The sequence below is a fragment of the Paraburkholderia monticola genome, assembly GCF_001580545.1.
Classification (GTDB): Bacteria; Pseudomonadota; Gammaproteobacteria; order Burkholderiales; family Burkholderiaceae; genus Paraburkholderia; species Paraburkholderia monticola.
On record NZ_LRBG01000038.1, the window covers coordinates 793,234 to 817,656 of the forward strand.

Below are 24,423 nucleotides of genomic sequence, written 5' to 3' on the forward strand. Positions count from 1 at the left end.
AGGTCCGATCCGACAACAGGGGAAGCGAATGGCGCACGGCGAGCACAAGTACCACGTATCGGTGCAATGGACCGGCAACCGCGGCAGCGGCACGTCCGGCTACCGCGACTACGGCCGCGATCACGTGATTTCTTCCGACGGCAAGCCCGACATTCCGGGCTCGTCGGATCCGGCGTTTCTCGGCGACGCGACGCGCTGGAATCCCGAGGACCTGCTGGTCGCCTCGGCGAGCGCGTGTCACAAGCTGTGGTACCTGCATCTGTGCTCGGACGCGGGCATCGTCGTGCTCGGCTATCGCGACGATGCCGAAGGCACGATGCTCGATAGCGCCCAGCCAGGCCGCTTCTCGCAGATCGTGCTGCGACCGCGGGTGATGATTCGCGCGGGCGGTGACGTCGAACAGGCCACGCATCTGCATCACGTCGCGCATCAGAAGTGCTACATCGCCAACTCGGTCAACTTTCCGATTCTGTGCGAACCGGTGGTGGTGGCGGACGCGGGCTGACGCGTAACCGGCGGCGCGAAGCGTGTGAACTGGCTGGTTGGCTGGCTGGAGGATGGGGCGCCGGCCAGCCGCTCACGGGTGTTCAACGATTGCCGTCGAGCAGATCGCCGAGCAGTTCGTCGAACGCGGCCTGGGCGTCTTCGAGTTCCTGCAGCGCGGCGTCGAACGTCTGCAACGCAAATTGCGAGGGCTTGCCGCTGCCGGCCGGCGGGAATTGCGATTGCAGCGACGCGAACGCCGTCTGCACCCGCTTGGTCGCGGTCAATACGCGTTCCATCGCGGCGGTTTCTTCGGCTCGCGCCTGGTCGTGATCCATGGGAACTCCGGGGGTGTCGATTTGCGTCGGAACGGCTCGCGCCGCTTCAAACAGGGAATAAAGGCGTGACTATGCCACGTTCGTGCTCAGGAGAGCGGCAGGCCGCCATACGCTTTCACCTCGCGCAACGATAACGCCGATTCCACCGACGTCACGCCAGGCAGGCCGCGCAGTTCGTCGCGCATGAACGTGCCGTAGTCGTCGAGATCACGCGCGACGATCTGCAGGATGTAGTCGGCGCTGCCCGACACGTTGTGGCACGACAGGATGCGCGGGATCGCCTGCACCTCGCGCTCGAAGCGCGTCGCCACCACGCGGTCGTGCACGGCGAAGCGCACCAGCACGAACGCGACCACCCCCAGACCCAGCGCGCCGCGCGACAGCACTGCGCGGTAGCGGTCGATATAGCCGTCGTTCTCCAACCGTTTCAGGCGCCGCGCGCAGGGCGTCTCGCTGAGGCCGACCGTCTCGGCGAGGCGCGCATTCGACATGCGGCCGTCGTTTTGCAGCGCGGCAAGAATCGCGCGGTCGGTTTTGTCGAGGTCGTCGGCGGGCATGGTTGGGGGCATTTTGGGGATTGGTGGAAGGCGCTACGGTCTATGAGAATATTAGCGTATTCCGCTACATCCGGCGCCGTGATGACGGAAATTCGCCAGCAAACCCTCCTCCTCCGATAGCAATATGGAGCCTCCAACAACAAGGCGGCTCCCATGATTTCCGCTCACCTGCTGGCCGTCTATATGGCGGCGTTAGTCGTCGTGTATGCGGTGCCAGGACCGGACATGGCGCTGATCCTGCAAACCAGCATTGCGCGCGGCGTGCGAAGTGGCTTCGCGGCCGCGGCGGGGCTGGGGGTGTCGCGCGCCACGCACGTGACGCTATCGGCGTGCGGCATGGCGGCGCTGCTGCGCAACGCGCCGTGGCTGTACGATGCGGTGCGCTATGCCGGCGCGATCTATCTCGCGTGGATCGGGATTCAGATCTTCCGCTCGCCTGGCTTTGCGTTGCCCGCCGCTTCGCGCGACCCGCAAGCGGCCGACGCGCCGCGCGCTGCAACCACGGCGTCGAGCGATGTGGGCAATTCGGCGCGGCCGTTGCGGACCGCGTTCGTCAAAGGTCTGCTGACGAATCTGCTCAACCCGAAGGCGCTGCTGTTCTGCTCGGTGCTGTTGCCGCAATTCATACGGCCGGAAGCGGGACCCGTGGCGTGGCAGATGATCGAGCTCGGTGTCGTGCTGCTCGTGATCGGCGCGTGCTTCGACGCCTTGTATGCGATCGGCGCCGCCCGGATCGCGCACTGGATGCGCGCCCATCCGCTCGCGCAGACGGTGCAGCGCTGGACCTTTTCGGCTGCGCTGATCGGTTTTGCGCTACGGCTTTCGCTGGATTGATGCGCGCAGTTGGCGCGACGCGGCATGAATCGGTGAGCATTCGCAAGCGGCGACGCCGGCCGCTCACTTCTTCAATTTGCGCTCGCGCCGCGGCCGGTCCTCGATGATCTTCCTGCGATGCTTGTGCTTCATTTTCTTCCAGCTTTTGCATTCGTCGCGGGTGCGCATGCAGCCGATGCAAAAGCCGGTTTTGTCGTCGAACTTGCAGATGTCGACGCAGGGTGACTCGATGCTCATGACCGGTGGCCGTCGGAGTTGAAGTAGCGCGACTGTCGCACGCGCGGCGCGCAAGATGCCAAGTGATTGTGTTAATAAAGCCGATAGAGCACCGGCCGCGCGCCCGCGCGGCGACACCATCACACACCATCACTTTCGCACGTTCGTCGATGAAAACCTTCCTGCTGTATGTCGTGACCGCCGTCGCCGAGATTCTCGGCTGCTACCTGCCGTGGCGCTGGCTGAAGGAGGGCGGCTCCGCATGGCTGTTGCTGCCCGGCGCGGCAAGCCTCGCGCTGTTCGCCTGGTTGCTGACGCTGCACGGCACCGCCGCGGGCCGCGTCTATGCGGCCTACGGTGGCGTGTACGTGGCGGTCGCGATAGCGTGGCTGTGGATCGTGGACGAGGTTCGGCCCACGCTGTGGGACGTGGCAGGCGCCGCGTTGACGCTAGCCGGCATGGCGGTGATCGCATTCCAGCCGCGCCTGCACGCGTGAGCAGGGCGCCGCACGATCGACGACGCGCCCGCTCTCTTTACTGCTGCAACCCGCCCAGATAGTCGAGCTTGCCGAGTTCGACACCGTTGTGACGCAGGATGTCGTATGCGGTCGTCACGTGGAAAAAGAAATTGGGCAGCACGAAACCGAACAGATATGACAGTCCGGTGAACTCGATCGGGCCCGGCCGCATTTTCAGCGTGATCGCGCGGCTTTCCGAGCCGTCAATCTGCGCCGCATTGAATTCCTTCAGGTAATCGATCGTCTTCTGGATACGGGCCTGCAGTTCGTCGAACGTCTGCTCGACGTCCTCGAACTTCGGCGGCTCGACGCCAGCGAGACGCGCCGCGCAACCCTTCGCGGTATCGCTCGCGATATACACCTGGCGCACAAGCGGCAGCATGTCCGGCGCGAGCCGGGCATTCGTGAACACCGACGGCTCGATCTGCTTCGCGGCGGCGTGCGCCTCGGCTTTGCCCAGGATGGCCTGCAGGTTCGTGAGGCCGCGAATCAGCACAGGCAGTGATGCTTGATACATCGAAATTGACATGGGTTCCTCTGATTACTCGATCGTGCGCGCGGGCGGCGCGCGAGGCAATGGAACGGCGGGAATGCCGCTCCAGCATCATAGCGTGTCGCATCCACGCCGCGCATCAGCCGTTCGGACGACTGCCGCGCGGGCCGGAACTGTGTTCGAATGCCCTGGTCGGACGGTTGGATGAAGTTCTTGAACAACCCCTGCCGCGTATCGCGTCGAACGATGTGCCTCGCGCAGGCGCGTGGTGTGCTTGCCCGCCGCCGGGCCGCACGGCGAGTGGTCGTGTGCGCCGCCACGCTAACAGGAGAGTCGACACCATGGTCACCAAGCATGCATTGCCGGGCAGCGAGCGTAAGGTCGAGCAGGGGGCGACGGTCATCGGGCAATGCGATCCCGCCGAGCAGATCGAGGTCATCGTGATACTGCGCCGCCAGCAACAGGCGCAGTTCGACGCATTGATGAAACGCATCGAAGCGGGCGACCCGAGCGTGAAGCCGCTCTCGCGCGAAGCGCTCGCCAAAGACTACGGCGCCGCGCCCGAAGATATTGCCAAGGTCCACACGTTCGCGGCCGCGCATGGGCTCACCGTCGCGCGCGAAGATCCGGCGGCGCGCTCGGTGGTGCTGAGCGGCACCATCGCGCAATTCCAGAGCGCGTTCGAGGTCAAGCTCGAGCGCTACCAGCACCACTCGGCCGGCCAGTTCCGTGGCCGCACCGGCATGATCAGCGTGCCCGACGATCTGCATGGCGTGGTCGAGGCGGTGCTGGGGCTCGACAACCGGCCGCAGGCGCGGCCGCACTTCCGCATTCGCCCACCGTTCGTGGCGGCGCGTGCCCAGCAGGTTTCGTTCACCCCGCCGCAGCTCGCGTCGCTCTACCAGTTTCCTCAAGGCGACGGCAGTGGCCAGTGCGTCGGCATCATCGAGCTTGGCGGAGGCTACAACACGTCGGACCTGAAAACCTATTTCTCCAACCTCGGCGTCAGCGAGCCGAAGGTGACATCGGTGGGGGTCGATCAGGGCGGCAACCACCCCAGCGGGGACCCGAACGGGCCCGACGGCGAGGTCACGCTCGACATCGAGATCGTCGGCGCGATCGTGCCGGGCGCGGCCATCGCCGTGTACTTCACCCAGAACAGCGACGCCGGCTTCCTCGACGCGGTGAGCCGCGCGGTGCACGACACGACCAACAAGCCGTCGGTGATCTCGATCAGCTGGGGCGCGCCAGAGTCGGTCTGGACCAGCCAGTCGATGCAGGCGTTCAACAGCCTGCTGCAGTCGGCGGCGGCGCTCGGCGTGACGATCTGCGCGGCCTCGGGCGACAGCGGGTCGAGCGACGGCTCGGGCGGCGGCGACCAGGTCGACTTTCCGGCGTCGAGCCCGTACGTGCTCGCTTGCGGTGGCACGCACCTGAGCGCGTCCGGTTCGTCGATCACGCATGAGGTCGTGTGGAATGACGGCGAGCAGGGCGGGGCGAGCGGCGGCGGTGTCAGTACCGCGTTTCCGGTGCCGGCGTGGCAGCAGGGTTTGTCGGCCACCTCGACGGGCGGCGCCAGCAAGCCGCTCAGCGGGCGCGGCGTGCCCGATGTCGCCGGCGATGCATCGCCGATGACCGGCTACAGCGTCCTCATCGACGGCACCGAAACCGTAGTGGGCGGCACTAGCGCGGTCGCGCCGCTGTGGGCGGCGCTGATCACCCGGATCAACGCGGCGAAGGGACAGCCGGCCGGCTTCGTCAACGCGAAGCTGTACAAGGCGTCGGGGGTGTGTCGCGACATCACGCAGGGCAACAACGGCAGCTTCGCGGCGGCGAAGGGATGGGACGCCTGCACGGGACTTGGTAGTCCCAATGGCGGGAAGGTGGCGGCCGCACTATAGTCTGCAACACGGCGCACAACAAACAACTACGAGAAGTCAGAACGAAGACGCACGGCACGTAAAACGAACCCTTGGAGCGATCATGACGAATACAGAATCAGCTTCCGGCAGTCAGCCTTCGCCGCACAACACGCATGCCGCGGCAGGCGCGGCCACCACCACGAGCACGGCGCACAAGGGCGGCGACCAGCCTTTCTTCGATCCGGTCGCCTACGGCAACGGCCCGGACGATTCCGTCACCGAGACAGCGGAAACGGCCGCGATCACGCACCATTCGATCTCCATCGGCGGGCACACGATCAACTACACGGCGACCGCGGGTCATCTGATGATCGTCGATCCGAGCAGTTCGCAGCCGACGGCGAGGATGTTCTACGTCGCGTTCACGCAGGACAACCAGAAGGAAGAAACGCGGCCGGTCACGTTTTTCTACAACGGTGGTCCGGGGTCGTCGGCGGTTTTCGTGCTGCTCGGCTCGTTCGCGCCGCGCCGCATCAAGACGTCGATGCCCGGCTTCACGCCGCCCGCACCGTATTCGCTCGAAGACAATCCGGACAGTCTGCTCGACAAGAGCGACCTCGTGTTCATCAACCCGGTCGGCACCGGCTATTCGGCGGCGATCGCGCCGAAGAAGAATCGGGACTTCTGGGGCGTCGATCAGGACGCGGATTCGATCAAGCAATTCATCAAGCGTTTCCTGACCAAAAACAACCGCTGGAATTCGCCGAAGTATCTGTTCGGCGAGTCCTACGGCACGGCGCGTAGCTGCGTGCTCGCGTACCGGCTGCACGAGGATGGCGTCGACCTGAACGGCGTGACGCTGCAATCGTCGATTCTCGATTACACGCAATCGGGCAATCCGGTCGGCGCGCTGCCCACGGCGGCCGCGGACGCGTGGTATCACAAGAAGCTCGGCGTCGCGCCGCGCCCGACCGATCTCGGCACCTTCGCGGAAGAGGTCGCGCAGTTCGCGCGCACCGACTACCTGGCCGCGCTGCGCAAGTTTCCGACCACCGACTCCGCGACCGTCGAAAAACTCAGCGAATACACCGGTATCGACAAAACGACGCTGCTCGCGTGGAGCCTCGATATCGCGGGCTACGACAGCCGCGGCAATTCGCTGTTCCTGACGACGCTGCTGAAATCGCAAGGCCTCGCACTCGGCGCCTACGACGGCCGCGTGACCGCGATCGACACCGGCATCGCCGGCAAGATCGATCCGAACTCCGGCGGCAACGATCCAACCATGACCGCTGTCACCGGCGTCTACACGACGATGTGGAACGTGTATCTGAACGAGCAGTTGAAGTACACCTCGAACTCGTCGTTCACGGACCTCAACGATCAGGCGTTCAAGTACTGGGATTTCAGCCATATCGATCCGACCGGCGCGCAAAAGGGCCTCGACTCGAAAGGCAACATCATTCTGTACACGGCCGGCGACCTCGCGGCCGTGATGGCGCTCAATCCCGATCTCAAGGTGCTGTCGGCGAACGGCTTCTACGATTTCGTCACGCCTTTCTATCAGACCGTGCTCGATCTTCAGCAGATGCCGCTCGTCAGTCAGCAGGTGCGGCAGAACCTGTCTGCGCGGTTCTATCCGTCGGGGCATATGGTGTATCTCGACGGTGGTTCGCGCACCGCGCTGAAGGCCGATCTTGCGAAGATGTACGAACAGACGGTGTCGGACACGCAGGCGCTCGGGCGGATCCGCGCGTTGCAGGCACGCGTGGCGAAGTAACGGCGGCAAGCCGCGAGCGGGCCTCGTCGCATCAGTCGGGGCTCGCGCGCAACCATGTCCGGGTTTCGTACCTATCCATATTGAATGTGTTTTAATTGCCTCGCGAATTGAACTACCGCGTGCCGCCGCCGGCGCGCCGACGAATGAACGCAGGCAACGCAGACACGCATCGGCGCGGGCTTTCCCGTGCTACAACCTGCAGCAATGACGCGGCCAATGCGCCGTGGTCCGGGCGCCAGCGCGTGTTGCCCCGGCACGGGCGCGCGCGACAGCGGGCGCTGCTGCTCACCGTCGGCGCGCTGCTCGCGCTGCGCATCGGTAGTGCCGCCGCGCAACAGAGCGTCATGCTCGACGAGCGCGTGACCCAGCAGTCGATCGGCGAAACGATTTGCCGCCCCGGTTATGCGGAAACCGTCGCGCCACCGTTCGACGAACTGATGGCGCACAAGGATCGCATGCTTGCCGCGCGCGGCCTCGATGCGCGTCAGGGCGCCGCGTTCGCGCTCGACCGGCGCGTGCCGATCGTGCTCGGCGGATCGCCGGCTGCACCGGCCAATCTCGACCTTTTGCCGTGGGCCGGCCCGCAGGGCGAGCGGCGCAAGGCACGCGCGGCGGTCATGCTGAAACGCTGCGTGTGCGAAGGCAAGCTGAGTCTCGCGCAGGCGCAAGCGGCGATCATCGGCAACTGGTCGGCGGTGTATGCGGGCTTTGGCCAGGCGTCCTGCGACGTGAGCCGGCTCGACGTAGCAACGGGCGACGACGGCGTCGACAGCGAGGACAGCCGGCGCGACGATCAGCAGGAACGCGCGCCTTGAGCGCGTCGTGCCGTCGCGCATCTGCCTGTTGACCCGTTCCCCGCGGAACGACGGTTCGCTGCCTCTTTCATTTTTTTCGGAGAAACACGATGTCCCATTCCCGTCTCGCCGCGCTTGCGCTGACCATCGGCTGCATGAGCGTCAGCGCCGCCGCGTTTGCCGCCGCGCCCGCGCATTGCGAGCGTACCGACGCACTCGAGATTCGCGGCGACGTGCCGGCGGCGCTGAGCTTCGACGTGTATCGGCAATTGCAGCCGCTGAACGCGAAACGCGTCGCGCTGTTCGAGGCCGCTGGTGAAGTGAAGCGTCTGCCCGACGGTCTGCCGGTGTGCCAGATCGCCGACGACGGCGTCGACGATCCTTCCGCCGTGCTGGTCCGTCTGCCGCAGGGCAAGAATGCGTGGTGGGTGAGCGCCGCGAACGTGCAAGCGGCGGACTGATCGGCTCGATCAGTCCGCCTTTGCCCGCGCTCCCCGTAGGATGCCGTCGGCGACACGTCTTTGTGCCGGGCCGATTCGCGCTTGCCGCCGCCATCGACGGTGGGCGCGCCGGCCGGGCATGCAAGGTGCTGAAGCAGCCGATGTGTTTTTCTAGGGTTGGCGCGACTGATTCAGGTACAGTGCATCGACGACGATGTTTCGCCGTTGCCCACGACACTGCGTCGCAGTGTGTCAGGTGTCGAAGTTGGCTATCCTGAAAACAGGACGAAATTCGCACGGGAGATTTGAACGATGACCTTCTACTTGTCATGGCTCGCTTTGGGATTGGCCGGCGCGAGCGGCCTCGTGGCGCTACGCGCACTGGCTGCCGCTCAGGCAAAGCAGCGTGCCGCGCTGCGACCGGTGCGTATCGCAAGGCCGCAGCGTCGGACCGACCGCGAAGCGCGGCGAGGGTAGGCCGCATGAACCTGACCGTGCGTAATATCGCCGAATCGTGTAGCGAGCAGGAAGTGCGGGAGTTTTTGCAGCGTGAACTCGGGCATTACGCGAAACACGTCGAGGTGGTCGACGCCGGCAAGCCCAGCGCCTATGCGACGGTCGAGCTCGATGCCAGCGTGCCCTATGTCGGCGACGTGATCGCGCGGCAGATTCACGGCAAGCATCTGTGCGGCCAGCAGCTCGAAGCGAGCGCCGATCTGTTCAGCGACGAACCGCCGGCCGCGCAGTAAGCGGCGCGATAAGCTGGACGCCTTCGAAGGCGGCGTGCCTGCGCGATGAAGCGTGCAGGCACGCCGCCTTGATTCGTTTCAGAGCGCCGTCAGCGGCCTCTTTATTGCCCGTCGTCCGACGGTGCGGGCCAGTCGAACGGCGTGTACGGCAGCGCCCGCTTGTGACGCGTTGCGTTGTAAAACTGCAGGATCACGTCGCGCGCGGAATCGCTGACCGGCTTGCCTTCGAGGAAATCGTCGATCGCGTCGTACGGGATGCCGTACGCGTCTTCGTCGGGACGAAGCGGCCGCAACATCTCGAGGTCGGCGGTCGGCACCTTGTGCGCCAGCGCCTCCGGCGCGCCGAGCGTCTTCGCGAGCGCGCGCACGCGACGCTTGCTGAGCCCGGCGAGGGGCAGCACGTCGGCGCCGCCGTCGCCGAATTTCGTGAAAAAGCCCATCACCGATTCCGCCGCGTGGTCCGTGCCGATCACGACGCCCGAGCGTGCGCCAGCCGCCGCGTATTGCGCGATCATCCGCTGGCGCGCCTTGATATTGCCGTGTACGAAATCCCGTTGCGATTCGTCCCTGAACGAGACGCCGCTTTTATCGAGCGACTCCAGCATCGCATCGGCGGCGGGTTTGATATCGATAGTCAGATTTTCGTCGGCGCGAATGAAAGCTAATGCCTGGAGCGCATCCGCTTCATCGCGTTGTTTGCCGTAAGGTAGACGGACCGCGACGAAACGCGCGTCGTAATGGCTCGCTCGCAGACGCTCGACCGCAAGTTGCGCGAGACGTCCGGCCGTCGTCGAATCGACGCCGCCGCTAATGCCGAGCACATAAGTTTTCAGATGGCTGGTGCGCAGATAGTTCGCCAGAAAATCGACCCGTCGCTCGATTTCGCGGTTCGCGTCGAATTCGGCGGCCACGTGCATTTCTGCCGCGATGCTGGCCTGGCGGGCGGCTGGATCGGATTGAGCCATGATCGTTGGTGTCCTCGCGAGAGAAAAGAGATTGAAGCGGGTTAAAGCAGATTGAAAGCGGCTCGAAAAGCGGTTTGAGTATCGTGGCGGCGTGCGGCTTTCGTTGGAGCTTTCGTCGAATGAAATGGCGTTTCGCTTTTCGTGGTTTGAATTGCCGGCGGTGGTTTTTAATCGCGTATTAATTGCGCTTTCGCCGATACGTCGATTGCCGAAAATACTCCATCATTAAAAATAGGTGGGGCGCTCGACGCTATTTTCATCGACACGCCGCAATTCGCTGAGTAATATCGATCGTTCCGAACGCCGCAGAGACCCGGCGTGCAATCAATAATAATCATGTTTGCTCCAAGACGCGATGACATACCCGGATCGGCCTGGCCAGCCTGGATTGACCCGCTTGACTTGCACCTCGGTCGTTCGTGGGCGCGGCATGTTGGGGATGCGGTTCTCGAGCGCGGCGCCGCGCGCGGTTCTCGGCGCGAGGGCTTGTCGTAGCCTGACGCGCGTGCTCGGCGTGGCTGTGTGCGCGTGGCTTTGCGCAGGCGTCGTGTCGAGTGGCGGCGCGATGGCGGCGAGCCGGGTTGCCGCGCAGTCGCCCGCCTCCGCGACATCGGCGTTGCATGCGCCAAATCTGCCCAATCCGGCCAGCGTATGGAATGGCGCGAGCCGGCCGTTGGCCGCGATCGATGCGGCCACCGTCGCCGCGCCCGACGCGGCCGGCATCGTCGATCCGCGCCGCGCGTTCCTGTTACGCGACGTGTTCGCGCAGGACGTGACGCGCCGGCTCAAGTTGCCCGGCGCGGAACAGCGCGCGTATGCCGACCGTCTGGAGGCGGCGCTCAATGCGGACGAGCTCGGCAATCTGTCGGGCGAGTACGTGGTGCTCGTCGATCGCAATCCGAACGTGCAGGCGCTCCTCATCTATTTCCGCCCCGCGCCGGCCGACAACTGGCAGATGATCGGCGCAGCGCCGGTATCCACCGGACGACCCGGCGAGTACGACCATTTCATCACGCCACTCGGCGTGTTCGAACATACGCCCGACAACATGGATTTCCGCTCCGAGGGCACACAGAACGAGAACCACATTCGCGGCTATGGCCAGCGCGACATGCGCATCTTCGACCTCGGCTGGGCGCAGGCCGAGCGCGGCTGGGGCAAGGACGGCATGTCGCAGATGCGCTTGCAGATGCACGCGACCGACCCCGATCGGCTCGAACCGCTGCTCGGCATTCGTCATTCGAAGGGCTGCGTGCGGATTCCCGCGTCGTTGAACGCGTTCCTCGATCACTATGGGATTCTCGACGCGGAGTATGCGCAGCTGATCGATTCCGGCCAGGCGCTGTGGGTGTTGAAGAGCGATCGGCAGATCATGCCGTGGGCGGGGCGTTTCATCGTCGTCGTCGATTCGCAGCGCAAGAGTCGGCCGGCGTGGTCGCCGGCGCCCGGCGCGATGGCACGCGCGAAAATGCCCGCGCGCAAGGACACGGCCGACTGACGGGCGGTTTTGTCGCCACGCCGCCGCCCGGCGCTTCTCACGACCGCGCCAGCAACACCCCCGCCAATGCGACTGCAAAGCCGGCGATCTGCAGCGGCAACAGCGTCTCGCCGAAACCTAGATAGCCTTCCAGCGCGGCGAGCGGCGGCGCGAGAAACATCAGCGCGGTCGCGCGCGCCGCGTCGCCGCGCCGGACCATCCAGACGAGCAACGTCACACTGATGCCGGACAGCATCACGACGCCCCATGCGAGCGACGCCCACAGTGTCGGCGACGCGATCCAGCGATGCTCGCCGAGCGCCAGCGCCAGCCCGGCCGCGACGATCGCCGCACCGATGTTCTGCACGGCGCTGGCGCTGCGAATATCGGCCTTCGCGAGCGAGGTCTTCTGGAATAGCGTGCCCGCCGTAATCGCGGCCACCGCGAGGATCGACACCAGCACGACCAGCCACGCGGGCGCGTTGCCATGCGTGGGCGGGGTCGCGGCCGCGAGCTTCGGCGCGAGCACCAGCACGACGCCCGCGAGGCCGAGCGCCATGCCGCTCCAGCCGCGCCGCGACAGGCGTTCGCCGAACAGCGGCGCGGCGACGGCGGCTGTCGCGAGTGGTTGCAACGCGCCGAGCAAGGCCATCACGCCGGCGCTCAGACCCTGCGCGACCGCCCAGTAGCCGGCCCCGAGATAAACGCCCTGCAGCAGCGCGCCCGCGGCCAGATGCTTGCCTAAGTCGCGGCCCGTGGGCCAGCTCGCGCGCGCGACGAGAGCGGCCAGCGCAAAGATCAGCGCGGTGCCGCCGAAGCGGGCGAGCAGAAACAGATTGGGATCGGCGTAAGGCGTGATCGCGCGGGCGACGACGAAACCGGTCGACCACAGCACGACGAAGACGGCGGCAAGAAAAGAGGCGAGCATCGGGGCGGGCGTTGAAGCAGGTGACGTGAAAAAGCCGCCATGTTGGCGTCACCGGCGGCGCGCGTCTTGTTCGAAGCTGCAACGCACGAGCGGGACCGTCACCACGCGAGCAGCATCATCCCGGCGCCGAGCACGCCGCCACAGACGACGCACCCCCACAACAGCCAGCGCGTGCGCCGGTATTCGCGGACGAGATCCGCGAGCAGTTGCGCGTTCTGCTGCGGCGTGCCGGTACGCTCGTGCTGCTGCAGATAGCGCACCGCCAGTTGCGGCACGCGCGGCAGCATATGCGCGAGATGCGGCAACTCGTGCGATAGACGCTTGAGCCAGCCGCGATGATCGAGGTCGCGTCGCGCGATATCGGCCAGCACACCGCGCGCGATGTTCCATGTATCGACGCCCGGATGCAGCGCCCGCGCGAGCATCTCGGCCTGCTGGAACGAGCGCTGCGCGGTCGCGAGCCGGCCGGACACCTGGCCGTCGAACGGTTGCACGCCGTGCAGCAGATGATGAAACAGCGAACCCGCCGAGCGATCCTGCGGCGCCGCCGCGAAGTGCGCTTCGGCGCGCGTGCGCAGCTCGGCTTCGAGCACTTCTGCACGCGTGTCGGGCGGTACGTGGCCGGCGTCGCGATGCATGTCCGCGAGCCGCCCGTAGTCCTGGTCGAACAGAGCGGTCGCGCCGTGCACGAAGAACTCGCGCTCGCCGCTCGACAGCGTCGCCATGATCGAGAACTCCGCGAGCACGAGGCGTCCGCACGTGTCCGGCTCGATGCTGACCCGCACGCGGCGCGCATCGAGCGTCGCGTGAAAGAAGCCATGCTCGAACGCCTGCTCGGTGACCACCTCGACGATGTGCGCGGCGAGCGGCGCGAGTTTGATGCCGTGCGCGTGCAGGCCGGGCAGGTCGCTCGCGGGCAACGTGTTGATGCGCTGCATCGTCAGCGTGTGGTCGGTGCACAGTTCCCAGATCACATCGGGCACGACGATGCGCTTGTCGCGGTCGAAATGGTGGCCGGTCTGACTCAGGTTTGCGGCTTCGGCACGCAGGTCGAAGCGGCGCAGGATGTCGTCGGTGAAGGTTTGCGCGAGCGCTCGCAACTTCATCCTGCGCGCGACGCGCGAGAGCTTTTCGAGCCAGCGCGCGACCCAGCGCAGCAGCGCGAGTTCATCGCCGATCTGTTGCAATTGCTGCACGCGCACGAGCTTGATCGCGACTTCGTGATGACCTTTGACCGGCGTCGCGAGCCGTGCGAAATGGGTCTGCTCGGCGAAGCCGCTGCGTACCGGCGCGAGATCGACCGCGCTGAACAGCTCGGTGAGCGGCCGACCGAATGCGCGCGTCAGGGCCTGCGCCGAGTCGTCGGGTGGCAGCGGCACTTCCATATGATCGACCGCATCGAGCGCGTCGTGCAGCGTGCCGGTCGCGAGCTCGGGACGCTCGGCGAGCGTCTGCGCGAAACGGCTCGCGAGCGGACCGAGCGCCGGCAGCAGACCATGCAGCTGCGCGCCGCTGCGCTCCGACGCATGCACGCGGCCGATCAGCTCGATCATCCAGTGCAGTTTGTGGTCGGGCGGCGCAGCGAGCCAGATCAGGCGCGCGCCGTAACGCAGCGCATGGAACAGCAGCAGTAGACGGCGAAACAGTGGCGGCATCGGCGGTTCGATTGACTTGCGAGGCGGTGTGCGTGGGATGCGGCCGGACCGCGGCGTTGCGTTCGCTGTCCGGTCCACGGGCCCAGCCGTCAAGGTTAGCAGGTCGGCGCGATGGCTGGCGTGTTCGCGCGCAAGGGCGGCTCGGTGCTAGCTCGGCGGCAACCGAACACCACCCGGGCGTGTCCTGAGCGTTAGCGCCATCAACGCGCAGTACAAGTAATACAATACGGCGGCTTTCCTCAACCACAGCGAAACCCAAGCGTGCCGGCTTCCGGCCTCCACAGATGCTCGCAGAACAACGTCATCAATACATCCTCGCGCAAGTGGCAAAGACCGGCGCGCTGTCGGTCGCCGAGCTGGTGCGCGAACTGAACGTATCGCGCGAAACGATCCGTCGCGACCTCAATGCGCTGGCCGGCCGCGGGCTTCTCGTGACGACGCACGGCGGCGCGTTGTCGAACGATCGGCGCGAGCCCGATCTCGACACGCGCGAAGCCGAGAACGCCAGCGCGAAGCGCGCGATCGGCGAGCGCGCGGCCGAGTTCGTGCCGGACGGCGCGTCGTTGATCATCGATTCGGGCAGCACCACGCAAGCGGTCGCGCGGGCGCTGCTCGACCGTCATCGGCTGACGGTGTACACCAACGACTGGCGCATCGCGCTGCTGCTCGGCCGGCGCAACGACAATCGCGTGACGCTGCTCGGCGGCGAGCTGTCCGATATCGAGGACGCGACCTTCGGCCTCGACACGGTCCAGCAGGTCAGTCAGTACCACGCCGATTTCGCCTTCATCGGCGCGGGCGGTATTTCGCCGGACGGCTATCTGACTGACTACAGCCGCATGGCGGCCGAAGTGCGCAGCCGCATGATTGCCGCGGCCGACACGGTGCTCGTCGTCGCCGATCATTCGAAGTTCGGACGCGTGACGCCGGTGCGCATCAACGGCATCGAGTCGGCGCGCTATCTGGTCACCGAACTGGCGCCCGAACGCGCGCTCGGCAGGGCGATCACGGCGCATGGTCCGGAGATTCTGATCGCGTGAGACGGCGCCACGGTGCGATCTCGCGCCGCGCCGCCACGTCACTCGCTCGATGCCCCATTCCGCACCCGCCAAAATCTCAATTAAAAGAGCCAGCGGTTTCGCTGCACGATCGGAAGCGGCCGGGCACAATACGCGCGGTTGTCAGAACCCCGTCCACCGCGAGCGAGAGCAGGTGCGGCGAATGTCACGAGCATGGCCGGCGCGCCGCGCGAGTCTTGCGTTCGCGAGCACCGTCGCCACCGCCGACGTGCCCCGCAATTTTTCCGACCCACCGTGCATACATCGTCATTTTTGCCATGTACGATCCACACGGGACCGGCGCGCGACGCTTCGCTTTCGGGTCGCGCGCCGCATTCCATCGGTTGGCTTGAATTGGCAAATTGTGTCTTTTTTTGGAATTCGGCAAAATCGTCATGGCCTTGTCATCGAAACCTGTGATTCTTGCCGTGCCCGCTCAGGCGCGGCAGGCGGCGCGAGTGTCGTAGACGGGCTGTCAGTCAGGCTGGGCGAGAAGCGGCAAAGTTGTCGGCAATCTGCAATCCACGGAGACCGGCGCGGCAACCGCAGCGGGCAACACGCAAGCGGCGAGTGCCGCCGTTCAATCACTACAGGTATGGGTTATCCCGACCGTCTGGTTTTTTGCCTTTCGGAGAGAGCGACATGAAAAAGACGAATTCCCTTCACGCTGCGACCGGCCTCGCGCGCAAACTGCTGCCGGCGCTCGTCGCCGCGGCCGCGTTCGGTGCCACGATAGAGGCTCACGCGGCCGACGCCGTCGTGCTGTACACGGCCGACGGCCTCGAAAATCTGTACAAGGATGTGCTGCCGGCCTTCGAAAAGAAGGAAGGCGTGAAGGTCAATATCGTCACGGCGGGTAGCGGCGAAGTCGTGAACCGCGCGACCATCGAGAAGGATCAGCCGAAGGCCGACGTGATCGTCACGCTGCCGCCGTTCATCCAGCAGGCCGACCAGAGCGGTTTGCTGCAGGCGTATCAGAGCGCCAACTACAAGAACGTGCCGGCCATCGCGAAAGCGCCGAACGGCGCGTGGGCGACCTTCGTGAACAACTACTTCTCGTTCGCGATCAACCCCGAAGTCACGAAGACCCAGCCGAAGACGTTCGCGGACCTGCTGCACCCGGACTTCAGCGGCAAGGTTGCCTATTCGAATCCGGCGACCGCCGGCGACGGCATGGCCGTGATCATCCTGACCTCGTCGCTGATGGGCGAAGACAAGGCGTTCGATTATCTGAAGAAGCTCGAGCAGAGCGCCAAGTTCCACACCAAGGGCACGGGCTATCTCGACGTGCTGCTCTCGCGTAACGAAATCGCGGTCGCCAACGGCGACCTGCAGATGGACCTCGACGACGCGGCCAACGGCGGCCTGTCGCTCAAGCCGGTGTTCCTCGCCGCCACGCCTGGCGGCCAGCCGACCACGTTCCAGCTGCCGTACGCGATCGGTCTGATCAAGAACGGCCCGAACCAGGCCGAGGGCAAGAAGCTGATCGACTATCTGATGTCGACGGAAGTGCAGTCGAAGGTGCCGGACATCTTCGGCATCCCGGGTCGCAGCGACGTGCCGCTCGCGGGCAAGAACGGCGAAACGGTCAAGCAGTCGATCGCCGGCGTGAAGCTGATTCCGGTCGACTGGAACCAGGTGATGGCGAAGAAAGCGGACTGGACCGCACGCTGGAAGAGCGAAGTCATCGGTTCGTCGGGCAAAGAGACCGAAGTGGTCAAGCCGAAGTAACTCGGTGATCCAGGCAGCCAGCGTTTGACGTTGTCGATTCAGGCGGCGCATCGCGTGTACCGCGCGGCGCCGCATCTGCATTAATTCTGTTGGAGGACGACCCCGGTGACTACGGCCAGTCTCGCTCACCCCACCGCGCCTGGCGCTCCGCTGGATGCGCTCGACGCCGCGCGCTCCGACGCGCCGGGCGGCGTGCAGATCGATCACCTGACGGTGCGCTTCGGCGCACGCACGGTGCTCGACGATCTGTCGTTGACCATCCAGCGCGGCGAGTTGCTGACCGTGCTCGGCCGCAGCGGCTGCGGCAAGACGACCTTACTGCGCTTCATCGCGGGCTTCATCGAGGCGGACGGTCTGGCCGGCACGCTGACGGTGGCCGGCCGCGATCTGACGCACATGCCGCCGCACAAGCGCAATCTCGGTTTGCTGTTCCAGAGCTACGCGCTGTTTCCGCATCTGACGGTGTTCGAGAACGTCGCGTTCGGTTTGCGCGCGCGACGCACGCCGGCGCGCGATGTCGCGCGCCGCGTCGCCGAGGTGCTGAAGCTCGTGCAACTCGGCGATGCCGGTCACGTGATGCCGGCGCAACTGTCGGGCGGCATGCAGCAGCGCGTGGCGCTGGCTCGCGCGCTCGTGATCGAGCCCGACGTGCTGCTGCTCGACGAGCCGCTGTCCGCGCTCGACGCCAATCTGCGCGCGTCGGTGCGCTCCGAATTGAAGTCGCTACACGACCGACTGCCGAACCTGACGATCGTCTGCGTGACGCACGATCAGGACGACGCGCTCGTGCTGTCCGATCGCACGCTGCTGATGCGCGATGGCCAAATCGCGCAGCTCGGCACGCCGCAGCAGTTGTACGACACGCCGGTCGACGGCTTCGTCGCGCGTTACCTCGGCGCGGCCAATCTGCTGCCGCCGCAGGTCGCGTTCGGCATGGACGACTCGCGCTACAACGAGCGTGAGCGCGTCGCCTGTCTGCGTCCGGAGGCGTTGCGCATCGTGCCGCTCGGCGAGGGGCAACTGCACGGCGCGATCGCCTCGGTCGAATGGTATGGCGCGGCCTTGTCGGTGTCGGTCGTGCTCGATGCGCTGCCGAACGACCCCGTGCTCGTCACGATGCAGCGCGGTCACGGCATGACGCCGGAGAAGGGCGCGCGTGTTTCCCTGCGTTACGAGGCTGGCGATGTCGTCCTTATCAAGCCCTGATACGCCCAATCCACTCGGGCTCGACAGCGAGGCCGCCGCGCGCCGAATTGCCAGTGCCGCGGCACACTCGGCCGCGGTGAAGCGGCGCGAGCGCATGGCGCAATGGCATCTGCTGTTCATTGCGATCGTGGTGCTCGGGCCGCTCGTCATTTATCCGCTCGTCCGGCTCGTCATGCTGAGTCTGACCGGCGCGCATGGCCTCTCGGGCGAGGCGTACGTGACGTTCTTCGGCAACCCCGAGACGCGCGGCGTGATCGGCACGACGCTCGGCATCCTGTTCGCGAGCGCGAGCCTCGCGTCCCTGCTCGGCGTGGCGATCGCGTCGATCCTGTTTTTCAAGCCGTTTCCGGGCGCGCGCCTGGTCACGCGGTTTCTCGAGCTGTTCGTCGCGTTTCCGTCGTTTCTGGTCGCGTTCACGCTGATCTTTCTCTACGGCTCGCAGGGCTCGGTCAGCATCGCGCTGCAGCGGCTGTTCAATCTGCAGGCGCCGCCGCTCAATTTCCTGTTCGGCATCGGCGGCGTGATTCTCGCGGAAGTCGTGTTCTATACGCCGTTCGTCGTGCGTCCGACCCTGGCATCGTTCGCGCTGCTCGACCAGCGCCTGATCGAAGCCGCTCGCAGCCTCGGTGCGAACGGCCTGATGGTCGCGTTCAAGGTGATCCTGCCGCTCGCGTGGCCCGGCATCGCGGCGGGCACGATTCTGTGCTTTCTGCTGACGCTGAACGAGTTCGGCATTCTGCTGGTGCTGGGCAGCGCGCATCTGGTCACGCTGCCGGTCGCGATCTACAGCGCCGCGACCGTCGATCTCGATCTGCCGACCGCCGCCGCCGGGGCGGTCGTGATGTTGCTGATGTCGTTGTCGTTGTACGCGTTGTACCGGCGCGTCAATAGTCGCAAGGTGAAAGGAGCCGGTCATGGCCGTTGATCTCGATCCGACCGTGCTGCCGGTCATGCACAAGCGGGGCCGGCCGGTGCGGCACAGTCTCGTGGTGCGACTGTTCGGCGCTCTGTTTCTCGGTTTTGCCGCGCTGCTGTGCTTCTGGCTGTTCGTGCTGCCGGTGCTGGTGGTTGCGCTGTCGAGTGTCGCGTCGCACTGGTCCGGCACGATCCTGCCCGACGGTTTCAGCATGCGCTGGTTCGAGCGCCTCAGTTCGAGCGACTTCGACGCGCTGACGACCAGCCTCGAAGTCGGCATGGGTGTCGCGGTGCTCGGCACGATCCTCGGCTTGTGGCTCGCGCTCGCGCTCGAAGGACGCGACCGCCGCGGCCTCGGCGCCATGGTCGACACGATCGCGATGATGCCCAATGGTGTGCCGAGCGTGGTGCTCGGGCTTGCGGTGCTGATCGCGTATCACAAGCGGCCGCTCGACCTGTCGAGCTCGGCGGCGATCGTCGTGTTCGTGCAGCTCGCGCTGGTGTTGCCGTTCTGCTACCGCTGCGCGGCTGCCGCGCTGCGCCCGGAACTGACCGTGCTGCGCGAAGCGGCCGCGAGCCTCGGCGCGCCGCCGTCGATGGTGCTGCGCCGGATCGTGCTGCCGCAACTGGTGCCGGCGATCCGCGCGAGTCTCGCGCTCGGTTTTGCGCTGTCGCTCGGTGAACTCGGCGCGACACTGACCGTTTATCCGCCAGGCTTCGCGACGGTGCCGATCGTCGTGGTCGGGCAGGTGGAACGTGGCTACTATCTGCCGGCTTCGGCGCTGTCGCTGATTCTGCTGCTGGTTTCACTGATTGCGCTGATGCTGATCGCGGCGCGCGCTCCGCGCCGCCGGATCGACTGACCCGATTGCCCGCTTGCCCGACCGACCGGCGGGCGATTTCCTTGATCTGGAACAGGCGCGCCAACCGGAAAGCATCGATGTCGATGTGGCAATTTTTGTCAAAATGACCGAATATATGCACTCTGCTTCCGTCGATCCGATCGAGGTCGTGCGCCGCCATTCGCTGACGGCGCTGGTGCGCGACGAGATCGAGCGGCATATCGTCGACGGCACGCTCGCGCCGGGCGACAAGCTCAACGAAGCCGACTGGGCTGCGCGCTTGCAGGTGTCGCGTGGACCGGTGCGCGAGGCATTTCGCGCGCTCGAGCAGGCGGGGCTCGTGCGCACCGAGAAAAATCGCGGCGTGTTCGTGCGGACGGTGTCGCTCGCGGAGGCGGACGAGATATACGCGGTGCGCGCGGTGCTCGAAGAGGCGGCGTGCCGGATGCTGGCCGCGCGCATCGACGCGGGCAAGCTCGCGGTGCTGCGCGACTGGGTCGATGCGATGCGCGCTGCGCTCGCGTCGCACGATCACGATGGGTATGCGCGCGCGAACGTTGCGTTTCACGATGCGCTCGTTGCAGCGGCGGGTAACACGAAGTTGTACGAGACGTATCGTGGCCTCGTCAGCGAGCTGAACCTGTTTCGACGAGCGGCGCTGGTCGTGCAGGGCGACGCGATGGAGCGCTCGCTCGCCGAGCATCGGGCGATTCTGAAGGCGCTCGCGTCGCGCGATGCGCAGCAGGCCGCGGAGTTGATGCGCGCGCATGTGCAGGGCGGGTTGCAGCGCGCGCATGCGGCATGCGCGGTGGTGGGTGACGCTTAGGCGGAACACTGAGGCAACACCACCCCCGAACCGACAACGAGGCGATGAAGCCTTTGCAATGACAATCCCGGCAATGGAAAACCACGCCATGACACACCCCGAACAACGCACGATCGAAGTCAACGGCCGGAGCTACCGGCTGCCATCGCAACCGACGGTCGTCGTGTGCATCGACGGCTGCGAGTTTGCGTATCTGGAAGCGGCGGTCGCGGCCGGTGTTGCGCCGTTCATCGGCTCGATGCTCGAGGGTGGTGCGGCGTTTCGCGGCGACTGCGTGATTCCGTCGTTCACGAACCCGAACAACCTGTCGATCGTGACGGGCGTGCTGCCGGCCGTGCACGGCATCTGCGGCAATTACTTCTGGGACACGAACGCGAACGATGGCGCGGGCGCGGCCGTGATGATGAACGACCCCGTCTACCTGCGCGCACCCACGCTGCTCGCCGCCGCAGCCGACGCGGGCGCCGCGGTCGCCGTCGTCACCGCGAAGGACAAGCTGCGCGGCTTGCTCGGCTGGCAGTTGAAGGGCATCTGCTTCTCGGCGGAAAAGGCCGACAAGGTGACGCGCGAAGAAAACGGCATCGACGGCGTGCTCGATCTGGTTGGTCTGCCTTTGCCGGACGTGTATAGCGCGGGGCTGTCGGAATTCGTGTTCGCGGCCGGCGTACGGCTCGCGCAGACGCGCAAGCTCGACCTCATGTATCTGTCGACGACCGACTACATCCAGCACAAATGGGCGCCCGGCACCGAAGGCGCGAACGCGTTCTACGCGATGATGGACGGCTATCTCGCGCAGCTCGACGCGCTCGGCTGGGTGATCGGCCTCACCGCCGACCACGGCATGAATGCAAAGCACGATCCACATACCGGCGAGCCGAACGTGATCTATCTGCAGGACGTGCTCGACGACTGGCTCGAGGCATCGACCGCGCGCGTGATTCTGCCGATCACCGATCCGTATGTCGTCCATCACGGCGCACTGGGCTCGTTCGCGACGGTCTATTTGCCGCGCGATGTCGACGCTGTGTCCGTGATCGCGCGGATCAGTCGCCTGCCGGGAATCGAAGTCGTGCTCGACCGACACGCCGCGTGTGCGCGCTTCGGCCTGCCTGAGGATCGCGTCGGCGATCTGGTCGTGATCGGCACGAAGCATGTTGTGCTCGGCACGCGGCGCGATGAGCATGACCTGTCCGGACTGACGGTGCCGCTGCGCTCGCATGGCGGGATTTCCGAGCAGGAAGTGCCGCTGCTGTTCAATCGACACATTCAGCCTGCGGCCATCGGCAGCGCAGGCCAACGGCTGCGCAACTTCGACATCTTCGAGCTCGCGCTCAATCGCGTGTCGGCATCATGAACACGGTGCTGCGGGACCATCCGGCGTTCCGCACCGAAGCGCTGCGGCTTCGCGGCGAGCGTGCCACCCGCCCCCGTACGTTCGACGTGTTCGATCCTTATACCGGCATGCGCGTCGGCACGGTGCCGCTCGCCAGCATCGACGATGTGCGCGCCGCGTTCGACTATGCGCTCGCGTATCAGCCGGTTCTATCGCGCTACGAGCGATCGCAGATTCTCGAACGGGCGGCGGGGCTGCTGCGCGAGCGCACCGAACCGGCGTCGGATCTGATCTCGCTCGAGTCGGGGCTGTCGAAGCAGGACTCGCGCTACGAGGTCGGCCGCGTTGCCGACGTGTTGCGGTTCGCGTCGATCGAGGCGTTGCGCGACGACGCTCAGAGTTTTTCGTGCGATCTGACGCCACACGGCAGGAAGCGCCGCGTGTTCTCGCAGCGCGAGCCGCTCGCGGGCGTGATCGTCGCGATCACGCCGTTCAATCATCCGATGAACCAGGTCGCGCACAAGATCGCGCCCGCCATCGCGACGAATAATCGCGTGGTGCTGAAGCCGTCGGAAAAGGTGCCGCTGTCGGCGCTTTATCTGGCCGATCTGTTGTATGAAGCGGGCCTGCCGGCGCCGATGCTGCAGGTGCTGACCGGCGATCCGCGCGAAATCGCCGACGAGCTGATCACGCATGCGTCGGTCGAGCTGGTCACGTTTACGGGTGGTGTCGCGATCGGCAAATCCATTGCGACGCGAGCCGGGTATCGACGCATCGTGCTGGAGCTGGGTGGCAACGATCCGCTGATCGTGCTCGACGACGCCGATCTCGAACGCGCGGCGACGCTCGCCGTGCAGGGTTCGTACAAGAACTCGGGGCAGCGCTGCACGGCGGTCAAGCGGATGCTCGTGCAACGGCGCGTCGCGGCGGAGTTCGCGGAGCGGGTCGTCGAGAAGACGCGTGCGTGGACGTACGGCGATCCGTTCGATGCGTCGAACCAGATGGGCACCGTGATCGACGCCGCCGCCGCGCAGCTGTTCGAGGCGCGTGTGAACGAGGCGGTGGCTGCGGGGGCGCGGCTGCGCATCGGCAACGAACGCAGCGGCGCGCTGTACGTGCCGACGGTGCTCGACAACGTCGATCCGTCGATGACGCTCGTGCGTGAGGAAACCTTCGGGCCCGTTTCGCCGATCATCGCGTTCGATACCCTCGACGACGCGATCCGCATCAGCAACGGGACGCCGTTCGGGCTGTCGTCGGGCGTGTGTACGAACCGGCAGGATGCGATCACGCGCCTGATTAACGAGCTGCGCGTGGGCACGGTCAACGTGTGGGAAGTGCCGGGCTACCGGATCGAGCTGACGCCGTTCGGCGGCATCAAGGATTCGGGGCTCGGCTATAAGGAAGGGGTTCAGGAAGCGATGAAGAGCTTTACCAATCTGAAGACGTTTTCATTACCTTGGGAGTGACAGGTGGCACTGACTCTTGACGATATCCGTGTGCTCTTCGAGCGACACGGCAGCATCGCGTACAGCGGCGAACCGGTGACGCAGCTGGAGCATGCGTTGCAGAGCGGCGCGCTGGCCGAAGCGGAGGGCGCGAGCGACGAGCTGGTTGCGGCGGCGTTTTTGCACGACCTCGGGCATCTGCTGAACTTGCAAGGGGAGACGCCGACGGAACGGGGCGTCGATGATCTGCATCAGTATTTCGCGTTGCCGTTTTTGCGGCCCGTGTTGTCGGATGCGGTGCTGGAGCCGATTCGTCTGCACGTCGACGCAAAGCGCTGCCTGTGCGCGGTCGACGCTACCTATTTCGGCCAGCTTTCCGCCGATTCGGTGCGCAGCCTGCAATTGCAGGGTGGGATCTTTAGCGAGGAAGAGGCGCGGGCGTTTATGGAGAAGCCCTACGCGGAGGACGCGATGCGCTTGCGTCGCTGGGACGATCGCGCGAAAGAGAAGGATCGCCCGACCCCGGATATTGATCATTATCTGGGCGTGGTCGAACGGGCGATGCGCACGCATGCGGCTGCGTGAGTCGGGGCGCATTGAGTCGCGCCAGGGTGCGCCTTACGCTTGTCAAAATACCGCTTGCAAGTCCCGATGCCGGCGACTAGAATCTCGCTCTTTCGTGCAACGGATACCGGGGCACGGGGGAGCGGGAAGCCAGTAATGGCGGGGGCTTCAGCGGCGTGGGCAGGTTAAGCGAGTGATAAAAACCTGTTGACGATCCGATAGAAGTTCTTCATAATCTCGTTTCTCTGCTGCAGACGCAGCGACGCAAACGAAGCAGTGCCGGGTAGTCAGGTACTGCGCAGTGCGCGGATCGATCTTTAAAAACTAACAGCCGATAAGTGTGGGCGCTTGATGCGGAATGCAGCGCGCGACTGTGCCGGGTCCGTCGTACATCAAAAGTATCAAAAAGAA

25 protein-coding genes are annotated in these 24,423 nt (G+C 65.5%); 18 read left to right on the forward strand and 7 right to left on the reverse strand.

Annotation, left to right across the window (positions count from 1 at the left end; all coding sequences use genetic code 11):
- Positions 1 to 28 precede the first annotated feature (28 nt).
- Positions 29 to 505: an OsmC family protein gene (locus tag CI15_RS30985; protein WP_062136122.1), complete on the forward strand. Its 477-nt coding sequence runs from the start codon at positions 29 to 31 to the stop codon at positions 503 to 505.
- Between the two features lie 82 nt (positions 506 to 587).
- Here the strand turns inward: CI15_RS30985 and CI15_RS30990 are convergent, their stop codons facing one another.
- Positions 588 to 821, reverse strand: a complete 234-nt coding sequence (locus tag CI15_RS30990) for a hypothetical protein (protein ID WP_062136125.1) — start codon at positions 819 to 821, stop codon at positions 588 to 590.
- Between the two features lie 86 nt (positions 822 to 907).
- Positions 908 to 1,378: an Lrp/AsnC family transcriptional regulator gene (locus CI15_RS30995; protein ID WP_062136128.1), complete on the reverse strand. Its 471-nt coding sequence runs from the start codon at positions 1,376 to 1,378 to the stop codon at positions 908 to 910.
- Between the two features lie 153 nt (positions 1,379 to 1,531).
- On the opposite strand from CI15_RS30995, the gene CI15_RS31000 reads away from it, so the two are divergent.
- Positions 1,532 to 2,212: a LysE family translocator gene (locus CI15_RS31000; protein ID WP_062136132.1), complete on the forward strand. Its 681-nt coding sequence runs from the start codon at positions 1,532 to 1,534 to the stop codon at positions 2,210 to 2,212.
- Positions 2,213 to 2,275: 63 nt separating this feature from the next.
- On the opposite strand, the gene CI15_RS31005 is transcribed toward CI15_RS31000, so the two are convergent.
- On the reverse strand, positions 2,276 to 2,449 hold the full coding sequence (locus CI15_RS31005) for a DUF1289 domain-containing protein (RefSeq protein ID WP_062136134.1): 174 nt from the start codon (positions 2,447 to 2,449) through the stop codon (positions 2,276 to 2,278).
- Positions 2,450 to 2,598: 149 nt separating this feature from the next.
- On the opposite strand from CI15_RS31005, the gene CI15_RS31010 reads away from it, so the two are divergent.
- Complete coding sequence (locus CI15_RS31010; RefSeq protein ID WP_062136136.1) at positions 2,599 to 2,925, forward strand: YnfA family protein; 327 nt, start codon at positions 2,599 to 2,601, stop codon at positions 2,923 to 2,925.
- Positions 2,926 to 2,962: 37 nt separating this feature from the next.
- On the opposite strand, the gene CI15_RS31015 is transcribed toward CI15_RS31010, so the two are convergent.
- Entirely contained in the window at positions 2,963 to 3,475 is a 513-nt protein-coding gene (locus CI15_RS31015; RefSeq protein ID WP_062136139.1) for a DUF1993 domain-containing protein, read from the reverse strand.
- A 305-nt stretch (positions 3,476 to 3,780) separates the two neighbouring features.
- On the opposite strand from CI15_RS31015, the gene CI15_RS31020 reads away from it, so the two are divergent.
- The 5 genes from CI15_RS31020 to CI15_RS31040 all read left to right on the forward strand — a co-directional run bounded on the left by CI15_RS31020 (position 3,781) and on the right by CI15_RS31040 (position 9,064).
- Complete coding sequence (locus tag CI15_RS31020) at positions 3,781 to 5,340, forward strand: S53 family peptidase (RefSeq protein ID WP_062136143.1); 1,560 nt, start codon at positions 3,781 to 3,783, stop codon at positions 5,338 to 5,340.
- Between the two features lie 82 nt (positions 5,341 to 5,422).
- Positions 5,423 to 7,081 carry a S10 family peptidase gene (locus CI15_RS31025; protein ID WP_062136146.1) on the forward strand — a complete coding sequence of 553 codons (1,659 nt, stop codon included), beginning with the start codon at positions 5,423 to 5,425 and terminating at the stop codon, positions 7,079 to 7,081.
- 143 nt (positions 7,082 to 7,224) lie between these two features.
- Positions 7,225 to 7,896 carry a hypothetical protein gene (locus CI15_RS31030; protein WP_062136149.1) on the forward strand — a complete coding sequence of 224 codons (672 nt, stop codon included), beginning with the start codon at positions 7,225 to 7,227 and terminating at the stop codon, positions 7,894 to 7,896.
- 89 nt (positions 7,897 to 7,985) lie between these two features.
- Complete coding sequence (locus CI15_RS31035; RefSeq protein ID WP_062136152.1) at positions 7,986 to 8,336, forward strand: hypothetical protein; 351 nt, start codon at positions 7,986 to 7,988, stop codon at positions 8,334 to 8,336.
- Positions 8,337 to 8,797: 461 nt separating this feature from the next.
- On the forward strand, positions 8,798 to 9,064 hold the full coding sequence (locus tag CI15_RS31040) for a hypothetical protein (protein WP_062136153.1): 267 nt from the start codon (positions 8,798 to 8,800) through the stop codon (positions 9,062 to 9,064).
- Between the two features lie 101 nt (positions 9,065 to 9,165).
- Here CI15_RS31040 and nadE read toward each other — a convergent pair whose 3' ends face one another.
- On the reverse strand, positions 9,166 to 10,029 hold the full coding sequence (gene nadE / locus CI15_RS31045) for an ammonia-dependent NAD(+) synthetase (RefSeq protein ID WP_062136156.1): 864 nt from the start codon (positions 10,027 to 10,029) through the stop codon (positions 9,166 to 9,168).
- 439 nt (positions 10,030 to 10,468) lie between these two features.
- Between nadE and CI15_RS31050 the strand changes: the two genes are divergently transcribed.
- Positions 10,469 to 11,527, forward strand: coding sequence for a L,D-transpeptidase (locus CI15_RS31050; RefSeq protein WP_420915890.1), 1,059 nt, complete (start codon positions 10,469 to 10,471; stop codon positions 11,525 to 11,527).
- 37 nt (positions 11,528 to 11,564) lie between these two features.
- Here the strand turns inward: CI15_RS31050 and CI15_RS31055 are convergent, their stop codons facing one another.
- Both CI15_RS31055 and CI15_RS31060 read right to left on the reverse strand, forming a co-directional pair.
- A complete protein-coding gene (locus CI15_RS31055; RefSeq protein WP_062136159.1) occupies positions 11,565 to 12,434 on the reverse strand; it encodes a DMT family transporter in 870 nt (289 codons plus the stop codon).
- A 98-nt stretch (positions 12,435 to 12,532) separates the two neighbouring features.
- The gene (locus tag CI15_RS31060; protein WP_062136161.1) at positions 12,533 to 14,089 is read right to left on the reverse strand and encodes an ABC1 kinase family protein; all 1,557 of its coding nucleotides are present in this window, start codon (positions 14,087 to 14,089) and stop codon (positions 12,533 to 12,535) included.
- A gap of 284 nt (positions 14,090 to 14,373) precedes the next feature.
- Between CI15_RS31060 and CI15_RS31065 the strand changes: the two genes are divergently transcribed.
- The 9 genes from CI15_RS31065 (at position 14,374) to CI15_RS31105 (ending at position 24,033) form a co-directional block, all read left to right on the forward strand.
- A complete protein-coding gene (locus CI15_RS31065; protein ID WP_062136164.1) occupies positions 14,374 to 15,129 on the forward strand; it encodes a DeoR/GlpR family DNA-binding transcription regulator in 756 nt (251 codons plus the stop codon).
- Positions 15,130 to 15,789: 660 nt separating this feature from the next.
- Positions 15,790 to 16,878 (forward strand): 2-aminoethylphosphonate ABC transporter substrate-binding protein, encoded by a 1,089-nt coding sequence (gene phnS, locus CI15_RS31070; RefSeq protein ID WP_062136167.1) that lies wholly within the window; start codon positions 15,790 to 15,792, stop codon positions 16,876 to 16,878.
- A 105-nt stretch (positions 16,879 to 16,983) separates the two neighbouring features.
- Positions 16,984 to 18,084 (forward strand): 2-aminoethylphosphonate ABC transport system ATP-binding subunit PhnT, encoded by a 1,101-nt coding sequence (gene phnT, locus CI15_RS31075; RefSeq protein WP_062136169.1) that lies wholly within the window; start codon positions 16,984 to 16,986, stop codon positions 18,082 to 18,084.
- Positions 18,062 to 19,009, forward strand: coding sequence for a 2-aminoethylphosphonate ABC transporter permease subunit (locus tag CI15_RS31080; RefSeq protein WP_062136172.1), 948 nt, complete (start codon positions 18,062 to 18,064; stop codon positions 19,007 to 19,009). The genes phnT and CI15_RS31080 overlap by 23 nt, the downstream gene beginning before the upstream one ends.
- Entirely contained in the window at positions 18,999 to 19,862 is an 864-nt protein-coding gene (gene phnV, locus CI15_RS31085; protein WP_062136174.1) for a 2-aminoethylphosphonate ABC transport system, membrane component PhnV, read from the forward strand. The genes CI15_RS31080 and phnV overlap by 11 nt, the downstream gene beginning before the upstream one ends.
- A gap of 103 nt (positions 19,863 to 19,965) precedes the next feature.
- The gene (locus CI15_RS31090; RefSeq protein ID WP_062136329.1) at positions 19,966 to 20,667 is read left to right on the forward strand and encodes a phosphonate utilization associated transcriptional regulator; all 702 of its coding nucleotides are present in this window, start codon (positions 19,966 to 19,968) and stop codon (positions 20,665 to 20,667) included.
- 88 nt (positions 20,668 to 20,755) lie between these two features.
- Entirely contained in the window at positions 20,756 to 22,021 is a 1,266-nt protein-coding gene (phnA, locus tag CI15_RS31095; protein WP_062136332.1) for a phosphonoacetate hydrolase, read from the forward strand.
- Positions 22,018 to 23,469 carry a phosphonoacetaldehyde dehydrogenase gene (gene phnY, locus CI15_RS31100; protein ID WP_062136176.1) on the forward strand — a complete coding sequence of 484 codons (1,452 nt, stop codon included), beginning with the start codon at positions 22,018 to 22,020 and terminating at the stop codon, positions 23,467 to 23,469. The genes phnA and phnY overlap by 4 nt, the downstream gene beginning before the upstream one ends.
- Before the next feature lie 3 nt (positions 23,470 to 23,472).
- Positions 23,473 to 24,033: a phosphonate degradation HD-domain oxygenase gene (locus CI15_RS31105; protein ID WP_062136178.1), complete on the forward strand. Its 561-nt coding sequence runs from the start codon at positions 23,473 to 23,475 to the stop codon at positions 24,031 to 24,033.
- The last annotated feature ends 390 nt before the right edge of the window (positions 24,034 to 24,423 follow it).